At 73.4% G+C, this 13,154-nt stretch carries 7 protein-coding genes; 6 read left to right on the top strand and 1 reads right to left on the bottom strand.

Annotation, left to right across the window (positions count from 1 at the left end; all coding sequences use genetic code 11):
* Positions 1 to 7 precede the first annotated feature (7 nt).
* Positions 8 to 1,519, bottom strand: a complete 1,512-nt coding sequence (locus AB0O07_RS22160; protein ID WP_365635849.1) for a PucR family transcriptional regulator ligand-binding domain-containing protein — start codon at positions 1,517 to 1,519, stop codon at positions 8 to 10.
* A 132-nt stretch (positions 1,520 to 1,651) separates the two neighbouring features.
* Here AB0O07_RS22160 and AB0O07_RS22155 point away from each other — a divergent pair, with 132 nt between their 5' ends.
* The 6 genes from AB0O07_RS22155 (at position 1,652) to AB0O07_RS22130 (ending at position 13,002) form a co-directional block, all read left to right on the top strand.
* On the top strand, positions 1,652 to 3,181 hold the full coding sequence (locus tag AB0O07_RS22155; RefSeq protein WP_365635847.1) for a sodium:solute symporter: 1,530 nt from the start codon (positions 1,652 to 1,654) through the stop codon (positions 3,179 to 3,181).
* 161 nt (positions 3,182 to 3,342) lie between these two features.
* On the top strand, positions 3,343 to 5,082 hold the full coding sequence (locus AB0O07_RS22150; RefSeq protein WP_365636227.1) for a thiamine pyrophosphate-binding protein: 1,740 nt from the start codon (positions 3,343 to 3,345) through the stop codon (positions 5,080 to 5,082).
* Positions 5,083 to 5,180: 98 nt separating this feature from the next.
* Positions 5,181 to 6,287 (top strand): serine hydrolase, encoded by a 1,107-nt coding sequence (locus AB0O07_RS22145; RefSeq protein WP_365635845.1) that lies wholly within the window; start codon positions 5,181 to 5,183, stop codon positions 6,285 to 6,287.
* Between the two features lie 143 nt (positions 6,288 to 6,430).
* Entirely contained in the window at positions 6,431 to 10,576 is a 4,146-nt protein-coding gene (locus AB0O07_RS22140) for an ABC transporter ATP-binding protein (protein WP_365635843.1), read from the top strand.
* A 382-nt stretch (positions 10,577 to 10,958) separates the two neighbouring features.
* Positions 10,959 to 11,303, top strand: coding sequence for a hypothetical protein (locus AB0O07_RS22135; protein WP_365636225.1), 345 nt, complete (start codon positions 10,959 to 10,961; stop codon positions 11,301 to 11,303).
* Between the two features lie 208 nt (positions 11,304 to 11,511).
* Complete coding sequence (locus tag AB0O07_RS22130) at positions 11,512 to 13,002, top strand: S28 family serine protease (RefSeq protein WP_365635842.1); 1,491 nt, start codon at positions 11,512 to 11,514, stop codon at positions 13,000 to 13,002.
* Positions 13,003 to 13,154 lie beyond the last annotated feature (152 nt).

The raw sequence follows: 13,154 nt of genomic DNA, 5'->3' as shown, positions 1-13,154 counted from the left end.
AGACCTTTCATGGCAGCGGCCGGCGCAGGGCGAACCAGAGATCCATGCGGACATCCGGGTCGTCCAGGTCCCGGCGGAGCAGGGCCGCGCAGCGGGTGACCCGGTGGCGGACCGTGTTGCGGTGGACGGCCAGGGCGACCGCCGTGCGGTCCCAGCTCCCGTGCAGGGAGAGCCAGGCGCGCAGGGTCTCCAGCAGGGCCGGGGCGCCCGGCGCCGCCAGGAGCGGGGCCAGCACCTCCCGGGCGTGGGCGGTGGCCTCCGCCTCGGGGACCAGGGCCGCGAGACCGGCGGACGGGCCCGCCGGGTCATGGCGTACGAGAGGGGTACGGGTGGCCTCGGCGCGGCCCAGGGCGCGCTGGGCGTCGGTGTCGGCGGCGGCCAGGCCGTCCGGGGCGGCCGGGGCGCTCACGCCGAGGGCCCAGCCGGGCTGCGCGGTCACCTCGCGGTCGGTGAGGACCCGTACCGTCGTGCCGTCCGTGTCGGCCAGCGCGCTGCCCAGCGCCGCCGCCAGCGCCCCGGCCGCGAACGGCGTGTCGCCGCCCCGCCCGTGGACCACCCGCCAGGGGCCCGGGCCGAGCAGCGGCGCCGCCTCGGCGGGCGGGGCGCCGAGCAGCAGCCGTACCAGCGCGGCCGAGCGGCCCGCCTCCGCCGCGCCCTGGTGCGGCGCGGTCAGCAGCGAGAGCAGCACGACGGCGACCCCGGCGATGGTGTGGTCGCCGGGCTCCCGCCGCTCCGCCGCCACCCCCAGCACCAGCCCGCCGCCCCCGCCGAGCGCGTACGCGGCCAGATGGGCGCCCGGGGCCGTCTCCGTCGGGGCGGTGGTGTCCGTCGCCGAGGCGGGGGCGGTGTCGTGCGCCGCCGGGGTGACGACCCTGGCCAGCCGCGCCAGCGCGGTACGGGCGCCCGGGGCCGGGGTGCGCCCCGTCGCGTGGAGTTCGGCGCCGTCCGGGGCGAAGAGCACCGCCCGGCCGGCCAGCCCCACGGCGAGCTGGTGGAGGACGGCGGGCACCGGGTCGGGGCGGGCCGCCGCCGTGGCCAGCCCCTGCTGGGCGCGGGTCACCCGGCGCAGCTCCCGGTGGCGTGCCTCCGCCATCAGCCGCCACACCCCGCGTGCCACGGTGGTGAACCGGGTGGCGGGCGGTACCTCCAGCAGCGGCAGCCCGTGCCGGTCGCACGCCGCGACCAGGGCGGCCGGTACCTCGTCGTACACCGGCGTCACCCCGAAGCCCAGCGCCGCCGCGCCCGCCGCCACCACGCGCTCCGCGTACGCGTCGGCGTTCGCGTCGGTGAGCTGGACGCCCGCCGTCAGCAGCAGCTCGCCGCCGAGGAGATACGGGAACGGGTCGGCCATCTCCGAGGTGTGCACCCACTGCACCACCTGGGAGCCGTCGTCCGGCGGGCCCGCGATCCTGCGCAGCCCCAGCGACCGGTCGGCGAGCAGCTCGGCCAGCGGCACCGGGGGAGTGGGCGGGGCGGAGGCCGGGAGAGGGCGCGTGCCGGACCTGTCGGCGTCGGGCATGGACGATCCCTCCATCCTCGGCGGAAAGAATGGATGAAACGTACACTTCAGCGCCACCCTTCGGCCACCTACCGTCATGACCCACACAGGACGCCTCGGGTCCTGCGCATCTCATGTGACGGAGGGAAGCCCATGGCTGTCGACTACGCGGTGATCGTCGTCTATCTGGCCGGCATGCTCGCCATGGGCTGGTGGGGCATGCGCCGCGCCCGCTCCAAGAGCGAGTTCCTGGTGGCGGGGCGCCGGCTCGGCCCCTGGATGTACTCGGGCACCATGGCCGCCATCGTGCTGGGCGGCGCCTCGACCATCGGCGGGGTCGGCCTGGGATACCGGCACGGGCTCTCCGGCGCCTGGATGGTCTTCACCATCGGCCTCGGACTGCTCGCGCTCTCCGTCTTCTTCTCCGCGCGGATCGCCCGGCTGAAGGTCTACACCGTCTCGGAGATGCTCGACCTGCGGTACGGCGGCCGGGCCGGGCTGATCTCGGGGGTCGTGATGTGGGCGTACACGCTGATGCTCGCGGTCACCTCGACCATCGCGTACGCCACCATCTTCGACGTCCTCTTCGACCTGAACCGTACGGTCGCGATCGTCCTGGGCGGCGCCATCGTCGTCGCGTACTCGACGCTCGGCGGCATGTGGTCCATCACGCTCACCGACATGGTGCAGTTCGTCGTGAAGACCATAGGTGTCCTCCTGCTCCTGCTGCCCATAGCGGTCGTCAAGGCGGGCGGATTCGCGGAGATGAAGGCGCGGCTCCCCGGTGAGTACTTCGCCCCGTTCGGCATCGGCGGCGAGACGATCTTCACCTATGTCCTCATCTACACCTTCGGCATGCTCATCGGACAGGACATCTGGCAGCGGGTGTTCACCGCGCGCGGCGACAAGGTGGCGCGCTGGGGCGGCACCGTCGCCGGTACCTACTGTCTGCTGTACGCGCTGGCCGGGGCGGTCATCGGGACGGCGGCCAAGGTGCTCTACCCGGACCTGGGCCGCCCGGACGACGCCTTCGCGACCATCGTCAAGGACGAACTGCCGCTCGGTGTACGGGGCCTGGTGCTCGCCGCCGCGCTCGCCGCCGTCATGTCGACCTCTTCGGGCGCCCTGATCGCCTGTGCGACCGTGGCGAACAACGACATCTGGGCGCGGCTGCGCTCCACCGCGGGGCGGGGCGGCCCGCGCGACGGCGGGGGCGCGGGGGCGCCGGCGGAGGACGAGGTGCGGGGGAACCGGCTCTTCATCCTGGCCATGGGCGTTGCCGTGATCGCGGTCGCCGTGGCGCTGAACAGCGTCGTCGAGGCGTTGACGGTGGCGTACAACCTCCTGGTCGGCGGGTTGCTCGTGCCGATCCTCGGCGGGCTGCTGTGGCGGCGCGGCACCGTCCACGGGGCGCTCGCCGCCGTGGTCACCGGCGGGTTGACGGTCGTGGGGCTGATGGCGGCGTACGGGATCCTCGCGAGCGAGCCCATCTACTACGGCCTGCTGGTCTCCCTGGCCGCCTATGTGATCGTCAGCCTGGCGACGCCGCCGACCGACGAGGCGGTGCTCACCGCCTGGCGCGCGCGGCTCGCGGGCGAGGGCGGGGAGGACGGCGGGGACGGTGCGGCGGCGGGGGAGCGGGGGGCGTCCGGGCCCGATGTCAGTGGCCTGGTCCATTCTTGAGACAGAGCAGGCGGAACAGACAGAGCAGGCGGAACGGCACGACATCAGCGGCATGAGCGGCATGAGCGAGACGAACGGCGTGAACAGCGCGCGGCACGACAGCGGAGAGGCCCGAGGATGAGCGGCGACGGACACCAGCACCGTGGTACGGCGGGGGCGCGCTGATGCACGACCACGACCACGAACCGGTGCGGCTCACCCCCGAGCAGACCGCGGCGGCGCTCGCCCCGCCGCCCGGACGGCGCGGCGGCGATCTCGTCGTGGAGACGCTCTACGGGCTCGGCGCCACGACCGTCTTCGGGCTGCCCGGACAGCACGCGCTCGGCATGTTCGACGCCCTGCGCCGCTCCTCGCTCCAGTACATCGGGCTCCGGGTGGAGAACAACGCGGGGTTCGCCGCCGACGCCTACGGCCGGGTCACCGGCGAGGTCGCGCCGCTGCTGCTCTCCACCGGTCCCGGCGCGCTGACCTCGCTCGCCGCCCTCCAGGAGGCGGCGGCGGCCTCGGCGCCCGTGCTGGCGGTCTCCAGCCAGGTCCCGGTGGCGGGGCTGGGCGGCGGGCGCCACGGATATCTCCACGAACTCCGCGACCAGCAGGGCTCGTTCCGCGACATCGTGAAGTCCGTGCACCCGGTCCGTACGCCCTCCCAGATCCCGTCCGCGCTGGCCGCCGCCTGGGAGTCCGCGCTCACCGCCCCGCACGGCCCGGTCTGGGTGGAGATCCCGCAGGACGTGCTGCTCGCCGAGGTGTCGCTGCCGGTCGTCACCGCCATGGACGCCACACCGCGCGAGCCGCGTCCGCGCCCCGAGCTGACCGCCGTCGCGGCACACGCGCTCTCGCACGCGGCGCTGCCGGTGATCATCGCGGGCGGCGGGGTGGTCCGCGCGGACGCGGCGGGCAAGCTGCGCGCGCTCGCCGAGAAGATCACCGCGCCGGTGGTCACGACGGCCGGCGGCAAGGGCGCCTTCCCCTGGGACCATCCGCTCTCCCTCCAGTCCTGGCTGGAGGACCGGCACACCACCGACTTCCTGGAGGAGGCGGACGTGGTGCTGGTGGTCGGCTCGGGGCTCGGCGAACTCTCCTCGAACTACCACACGTTCCGCCCGCGCGGCCAGGTGATCCAGATCGAGGCCGACCTCGGCAAACTGGAGTCCAACCACCCCGGGCTCGGTATCCACGCCGACGCCAGGATCGCGCTCGGCGCCCTGCTGGACGCGGTGGACGAGCGGCCGGACCCGGGCGCCGCCGCCTCGGTGCGTACGGTGCTGGCGAAGGTACGGGAGCGGATCGACGCCCAGGGGCTGACGCTGGAGCGGCGGGTGCTGGCCGCCGTCCGGGAGGCGCTGCCCGCCGCTTCCCCCAGCTTCTGGGACATGACGATCCTGGCCTACTGGGCCTGGTCCGCCTGGCCGGGGCCGATGCACTCGGGCCAGGGCGCGGGCGGCCTCGGATACGGCTTCCCCGCCGCGCTCGGCGCCGCGGCGGCCGACCGTACGCGACCGGTGCTCGCGGTCTCCGGGGACGGCGGCGCCCTGTACTCCATAGCCGAGCTGGCCACCGCCCGCCAGTACGGGCTGCCGGTGACCTGGCTGATCGTGGACGACGGGGGGTACGGCATCCTCCGCGAGTACATGACGGACGCCTTCGGCGAGGCGACGGGGACGGAGCTGGACCGGCCCGACTTCGTCGCCCTCGCGGAGTCCTTCGGGGTCCCGGCGGTCCGCACGACACCGGAGGCGCTGCGGGAGGACCTGGCGAAGGCGCTCGCGGCACCGGGCCCCTCCGTCGTCGTCCTCCCGGCCCGGCTCCGGATGTTCGCGCCGACGCACCTCGACCGCCGACGCGCCTCGACCGCTGAGGGACCGCATGCGGATGGCGAGGCTCCGCATACGGAAATATGACCGAGCCTCGTACAACCATGCGATGACACGCGTGAGTCATGTCAGTGGACGCGCCGGCCAGTGCGCGTCCACCGACACATGGGGGACGGGAAACCGACATGACTCACCCACAGCACAGAGCCGGCGACGCGACGGAGGGCATAGCCGACGGCAGGGGCGGCGCCCCGGCGTGCCGGGTGGGCGCCTCCGCCCGGCGGGCCAGGGGCGCGCTCTCGGTGGCGCTCACCGCCGGGGTGCTCGCCCCCGTCGCGGCCGTCGCGGGTGCCGCCCCCGCCGCGGCGGCCACCCCCGCCACCACACCGGCGGTCGCGCCGGCCGTGGTGCCCGCCGCCGCACCGGCCGCCGTGGCGCCCGCCGTCGTCTGCACCTCGGGCAAGGCGGGGCTCGCCGCGCAGCTCACCAAGGACATCACCGCGGCGCTCAAGAACCGGAAGTCCACCACGGCGCTCGCGCTCGGCGACCGTACGACCAGGACCACCTGCACCCTGCGGGCCACGCAGAAGTTCGACTCCGCGAGCGTCGTCAAGGTGACCGTGCTCGCCACCCTCCTCTGGGACGCGAAGAAGACCAACCGCTATCTGACCCAGCGTGAGGTCGACCTCTCCACGGCCATGATCACCAAGTCGGACAACGACGCGACCACCGCCCTCTGGAAGCAGCTCGGGCCGGCCAAGGTCAAGGGCTTCGTCAAGGCCGCGGGCATGACCCGGACGGTCCCCGGCACCGGCGGCTACTGGGGCCTCACCCAGATCACCGCCCAGGACGAGCAGAAACTGCTGGCCCTGCTCACCGCCAAGAACACCGTGCTCAGCGACAACGCGCGCGCCTACACCCTGGAGCGGATGCGCAAGGTTGTCGCTTCCCAGCGCTGGGGCGTCCCGGCCGGGGCCCCGGCGAGCGCGACCGTGCAGCTCAAGAACGGCTGGCTCTCCCGCGCCACCCACGGCTGGCGCGTCCACAGCATCGGCGCGTTCACCGGGAAGGGCCATGACTACACGATCAGCGTGCTCACCCATGACAACGCGACGATGAACGACGGCGTCAACACCATCCAGGCCGTCGCGAAGGCCGTCCACAAGGACCTCAACCCGGCGGCCACCGCCTCCGGGGCGGCCGTCCACACCGTACCGGCGACCCCGTACGAGGCCGTACCGGCGACCCCGGAGAAGGCGGCCAGGGGGGCCGTCCCCGCGACACGCCAGTGAGGCCGTCCCCGCGACACGCCAGTACGGTGCGTACACCGGTCCCGGGTCCTAGGACCCGGGACCGGTCTTTGTTGCGGGGGGATGAAATCCGGGGCCGCCCGCGTTGGTGCCTTCCGGCAGGTGGAACGGGATCGGAGGCAGCGGTGGCGGCGACGGCGACGGCGGAACAGGGGACGCCCGGGGAAGGGCGGAGCGGACCGGGGACCCCGGAGCGGGGGACGGCCGGTGCCGGGTGGGCGCGGCGGCTCTCCGGATACGCGTGGCGGTACCGCCGCAATGTCCTGCTCGCGGTCGGCTCCTCGCTCGCCGGTATGGCGGTGATGGCACTCGTCCCGCTGATCACCAAGGTCGTCATCGACGACGTGATCGGCGCCGAGTCGCGCTCGCTCCTCACCTGGACGGGGCTGCTGGTCCTGGCCGCGCTCGTCGTCTACGTCGCCACGTACATACGCCGCTACTACGGCGGCCGGCTCGCCCTCGACGTCCAGCACGACCTGCGTACCGAGATGTACGCCACGATCTCCCGGCTCGACGGACGCCGCCAGGACTCCCTCTCCACCGGGCAGGTCATCGGCCGCGCCACCAGCGACCTCCAGCTCATCCAGGGGCTGCTCTTCATGCTGCCGATGACCATCGGCAACATCCTGCTCTTCCTGATGTCCCTGGTGATCATGGCGTGGCTCTCGCTCCCGCTGACCCTGATAGCCCTGGCCGTCGCGCCCGCCCTCGCGTACATCGCCCGCCGCAGCCGTACCAAGCTCCACCCCGCCACCTGGTACGCGCAGTCGCAGGCAGGTGCCGTCGCCGGGGTCGTGGACGGCGCCGTCTCCGGGGTCCGGGTCGTCAAGGGCTTCGGCCAGGAGGACCAGGAGACCGGGAAGCTCCGCGAGGCCGGCCGGCGGCTCTTCGCCGGGCGGCTGCGCACCATACGGCTGAACGCCCGCTACACCCCCGCGCTCCAGGCGGTCCCCGCGCTCGGGCAGGTCGCGATGCTCGCCCTCGGCGGCTGGCTGGCCACGCGCGGGCAGATCACCCTCGGCACCTTCGTCGCCTTCTCCACCTATCTGGCCCAACTGGTGGGTCCGGTCCGGATGCTCGCCATGGTCCTGACCGTCGGCCAGCAGGCGCGGGCCGGGGTGGAACGCGTCCTGGAACTGATCGACACCGAGCCCACCCTCCAGGACGGCACCAAGGAGCTGGCGGCGAGCGCGCCCGCTTCCGTCGAGTTCGACGACGTGTCGTTCGGGTACGAGAACGGCCGTCCCGTCCTCGACGGTCTCTCGCTGGAGCTGGCCCCGGGCGAGACGGTCGCCGTCGTCGGCGCCTCCGGCAGCGGCAAGTCCACCCTCGCGCTGCTGCTGCCCCGCTTCTACGACGTGACCCACGGCGCCGTCCTCGTCGGCGGCCACGACGTCCGGGAACTCACCTTCGCCTCGCTGCGGGCCGCGATCGGCCTCGTACCGGAGGACAGCTTCCTCTTCTCCGACACGGTCCGCGCCAACCTCGCGTACGGCAGGCCCGGCGCCACCGACGAGGAGATCGAGCGGGCCGCGCGCGCCGCCCAGGCACACGGCTTCATCAGCGAACTCCCCGGCGGCTACGACACCGAGGTCGGCGAGCAGGGCCTCACCCTCTCCGGCGGCCAGCGCCAGCGCATCGCCCTCGCGCGGGCGATCCTCACCGACCCCCGGCTGCTCGTCCTGGACGACGCGACCTCCGCCGTGGACGCCCGTGTGGAGCACGAGATCCACGAGGCGCTGCGCGCGGTGATGGCCGGCCGCACGACGCTGCTCATCGCCCACCGCCGCTCCACGCTGGCGCTCGCCGACCGGATCGCCGTGCTCGACGGGGGACGCCTCTCCGACATCGGTACGCACGAGGAACTACAGGAGCGCTCCGCGCTCTACCGGCGGCTGCTGACGGAGCCGGAGGGGCTGGAGGGCCTGGAGGGGCCGGACGAGTCGGCCGGGACGGCGGGTCTGGAGGAACTGGAGGAGCTTGAGGAGCTGGAGGAGCTGGAGGAACTGGCCAGGGCGGAGGGGCTGGAGGGGCCGGCCGAGGCGCCGGCCCCGGAGGCCGCGCCGGTGCGGCTCACGAAGGAGTGCCCGGTCACGGCGGAGTGCCCGGCGCCCGACGGTGACACTCCGGCGGTCGCCCGAGACGGCCATGACCCCCGCGAAGGTCACGACGGCCATGACGCCCGCGCCGCGCATGACGCCCGTGCCGCGCATGACGGCCACGACTGCCGTGCGGGCCGGGGCGCCGGGGGCGGCCGGGGCGGCTGTCCGGGCGACCAGGTCCAGCAGGAGATCGACGCCGAGTTCGACGCGGAGCGCGGTATCACCCCCGCCCTGTGGATACGCGACGGGGGCGCGCCCGGCGACCCGACGGAAGCCGGCGCCACCCCCGAGCTGCTCGCCCAGGTCGCCGCGTTGCCCCCGGCCACCGATGTCCCCGCCGTCGACGAGGCGCGCGCGGTCGCCGCCGAGGAGTCGTACGGACTCCGCAGGCTGCTCCGCGGCTTCGGACCGCCGCTCCTGGCCAGCCTGGTGCTGGTCGCCGCCGACGCGGGGCTGGGGCTGCTGCTCCCGGTCCTGATCCGGCACGGTATCGACCAGGGTGTCGAACAGCTCGCCCTCGGCGCGGTCTGGGCGGCCTCCGCGCTCGGCCTGCTGACCGTCCTGCTCCAGTGGGCGGCGCAGATCGGCGAGACCCGGAAGACCGGGCGGACCGGCGAACGGATCCTCTACGCGCTGCGTCTGAAGATCTTCGCGCAGCTCCAGCGGCTCGGCCTCGACTACTACGAGCGCGAGCTGACCGGCCGCATCATGACCCGGATGACCACCGATGTGGACGCGCTGTCGACATTCCTCCAGACCGGTCTGGTCACCGCGTTCGTCTCCGTCGTCACCTTCGCCGGCATCCTCGTCGTCCTCCTCGTCATCGATCTCGAACTCGCCCTCGTCGTCTTCACGACGCTGCCGGTGCTCGTCGTCGGCACGGTCTTCTTCCGGCGCAAGAGCGTCCAGGCGTACGAGCTGGCGCGCGAGCGGATCGGCGTGGTCAACGCCGATCTCCAGGAGTCGGTGTCCGGGCTCCGTGTCGTCCAGGCGTTCCGCCGGGAGGCAGACAGCGGCGCGCGTTTCGCGGAGCGCAGCGCGCACTACCGCGCGGCGCGGGTGCGCGGCCAGTGGCTGATATCCGTCTACTTCCCCTTCGTCCAGTTCCTGTCGTCGGTGGCCGTGGCGGCGGTCCTGGTGGTGGGCGCGGGGCGGGTCCAGGCCGGCACGCTCACCACGGGCGCGCTCGTCGCGTACCTCCTCTACATCGACCTGTTCTTCGCGCCCGTGCAGCAGCTCTCGCAGGTCTTCGACGGCTACCAGCAGGCGACGGTCTCGCTCGGCCGGATCCAGGAGCTGCTGCGGGAACGCACATCGACCCGCGCCCCGGCGCCGGGGAAGGCGCTCGACGTGCTCTCGCTGCGCGGCGAGATCGCCTTCGAGAACGTCCACTTCGCCTACCGGGGCGAGGAGAGCGGCGCCACGGCGGGCGCGGGCGAGGCGGCGCTCAGCGGGGTCGACCTGCGGATACCGGCCGGCCAGACCGTCGCCTTCGTCGGCGAGACGGGTGCGGGCAAATCGACCCTGGTCAAGCTGGTCGCGCGGTTCTACGACCCGACCGAGGGCCGGGTCACGGCGGACGGTACGGACCTGCGCGACCTGGACATGACGGCGTACCGGCACCGCCTCGGCGTCGTCCCGCAGGAGGCGTACCTCTTCGCCGGTACGGTCCGGGACGCCATCGCGTACGGGCGCCCCGAGGCGACCGACGCGCAGGTGGAGGCGGCGGCGCGGGCGGTCGGGGCGCACGAGATGATCGCCACGCTCGACGGCGGCTATCTGCACGAGGTCGCCGAGCGCGGCCGGAACCTCTCGGCGGGGCAGCGTCAGCTCATCGCCCTGGCCCGCGCCGAACTCGTCGACCCGGACGTCCTGCTGCTGGACGAGGCGACGGCGGCGCTGGACCTGGCGAGCGAGGCGCTGGTCAACCAGGCGACCGACCGGCTGGCGGGGCGCCGTACCGCGCTGGTCGTGGCGCACCGGCTGACCACGGCGGCGCGCGCGGACCGGGTGGTCGTGCTGGACCACGGGCAGGTCGTGGAGGACGGCACGCACGCGGAACTGCTCGCGCTGGACGGGCGGTACGCGCGGCTGTGGCGGAGCTTCATCGGCGAGGCGACGGCCGGGACGGGAGACGAGAAGGCGGCGGAGGCGGCCGTCGTCTCCTGAGGCGGGGGAGTGTACGGAGCCGGCCGGGACGGGGGAGTGTACGGAGCCGGCCGGGACGGGGGAGTGTACGGAGCCGGCCGGGACGGGGGAGCGTACGGAGCCGGCCGGGACGGCTGGGGCGGTCGGGGCGGCTGTACGGCTCCGTGCCGCCGCAACCTTGGGCCATCGTTGTGCGTCGTATCTCGTACGTATGTACACACGAACGGCTTTGGGGGCATCTGTGTTCGGATTTGCTGGCGGCGGCGGGACCGACGGCGCGGCCGGCAGGGCGAGCGGTGGCGCGGCCGGCGGGGCGGCCGGCGGGGCGAGCGACGGCGTGACCGGCGGGGTGGAGGCGGCCCGTGGCCCGGTGAACCGGATCCTGCTGCACTGCCTCGTCACGCTGACCGCCACCGGCGCCCTCGTGGTCGGCGCCCCGGACGCGCCCGCCGCCGAGGCCGCGTCCGTCTGCTCCGGCAGACCGGCGAAGACCGTCCCCTTCGCCACCGGCGAGCTGCGCGTCTACAAGGCGCGGGGGTACGCGTGCGCGCTGGCCGTCGCCAAGAACCCGGGGAAGCGGCGGCCCATGACGGTGAGTCTCCAGGCGCGCGGCGGGCGGCCCGTGGTGGACCAGGGGAACTTCACGCGCCAGGCCGGCCCGGTCACCGTCCACGCGCTCAACCGTTGCGTACGGGCCTCCGGCGAGATCTCCGGTAAGAAGGGCTCCACGGGCTGGATCCTCTGCTGAGGCCCCGCAGGCCGCTCGACGTTCCCCCTCATTTTCCCCTGACGTCCCCCTGGCCTCCCCCTGACGTCCCCCTGCCCTCCCCCCTGACCTTCCCCCGATCTTCCTCCCGGCAGGTTCATCTGACGGGCGATCGGGGAATGCGGGTCTGGCGGGGCGGGTGCCGGTGCCGCTAAGTTCACCGCGTCTGTCATGAACACAGGGAGCGTGAATGCGCAAGGCGTTGAGATGGGTGCTGTCGCTCGTACTGGTCATAGGCACCGTGACCACGGCCGGTGCCGCCACGGCCGGCGCGGCGACCCCCGCGAGCACGACCGGTACCACCGCTGCCAGCGGATCCCCCGGATCCATCGGGGCCACCAGCTCCGCCGCTGACAGTACGGACATCAAGGACCGCATCCTCGCGATCCCGGGGATGAGCCTGATCCAGGAGAAGCCGTACGAGGGGTACCGCTACTTCGTCCTGGAGTACACCCAGCCGGTCGACCACCGGAACCCGGCCAAGGGCACCTTCCAGCAGCGCCTCACGCTGCTGCACAAGGACACCGACCGCCCCACGGTCTTCTTCACCAGCGGCTACAACGTCTCCACCAACCCGAGCCGCAGCGAGCCCACCCGGATCGTCGACGGCAACCAGGTCTCCCTGGAGTACCGGTTCTTCACCCCGTCCCGGCCGCAGCCGGCCGACTGGTCGAAGCTGACCATCTGGCAGGCGGCCAGCGACCAGCACCGTATCTTCACCGCGCTGAAGCCGATCTACGCCAAGAAGTGGCTCACCACCGGCGGCTCCAAGGGCGGCATGACCGCCACGTATTACAAGCGCTTCTACCCGCGCGACATGGACGGCGTCGTCGCGTATGTCGCGCCCAATGACGTCATCAACGACGAGGACTCGGCGTACGACCGCTTCTTCGAGCGCGTCGGCACCAAGGAGTGCCGCGACAAGCTCAACGCCGTGCAGCGCGAGGCGCTCGTCCGGCGGGCGCCGCTGGAGCGGCGCTACCAGGAGTGGGCCGAGGCCGAGGGGGCGACCTTCACGACGGTCGGCTCGCTCGACCGGGCGTACGAGGCCGTGGTCCTCGACTACGTCTGGGCGTTCTGGCAGTACAGCCTGGAGTCCGACTGCCAGTACATCCCGCCGGCCACCGCCTCCGACCAGGAGATCTACGACACCATCGACACGATCTCCGGGTTCTCGTTCTACACGGACCAGGGGCTCGACCCGTACACCCCGTACTACTACCAGGCGGGCACCGAGCTCGGCTCGCCCTCCCTCAAGCTGCCCCACCTGGGCAAGCTGACCCGGTACGGGTACCAGCCGCCGCGTAACTTCGTGCCGCGCTCCATCCCCATGCGGTTCAACCCGCTGGCGATGCCCGACGTCGACCGGTGGGTACGGAACCACGCCGACCAGATGCTCTTCGTGTACGGACAGAACGACCCCTGGGGCGCCGAGCCCTTCCGCCTCGGCAAGGGCGCGCGCGACAGCTATGTGTATGTCGCGCCGGGCGCCAACCACGGCGCCAATGTCGCCGCTCTCGTCCCCGCCGAGCAGGCGAAGGCCACGGCCAGGATCCTGGAGTGGGCGGGCGTCGCACCGGCCGCCGTTCAGGGCGACGCGGCGAAGGCGAAGCCGCTGGCGCCGTACAACAGCAAGCTCGACCGGCAGGAACTGCGACGGGAGCACGCCCTGCGCCCGTGACGGGTACGCGCCCTGACAGGTACTGAGCGGCGCTGACGAGTGGGGTGTGGGGGGGGCCGGGCCGGCCCCCCCCCCCCACGCGGCCCCCCCCCCCCCCCCCCCGCGCCCCCCCCCCCCCCCCCCGCCGGGGGGGCGGGGGGGCCGGAGAACAA

It is taken from the genome of Streptomyces sp. NPDC093085 (genome assembly GCF_040683935.1).
Taxonomy (GTDB): Bacteria; Actinomycetota; Actinomycetes; order Streptomycetales; family Streptomycetaceae; genus Streptomyces.
The sequence above is the reverse complement of the archived record's forward strand: the minus strand, read 5'-3'. Positions and strand labels throughout refer to the sequence as shown.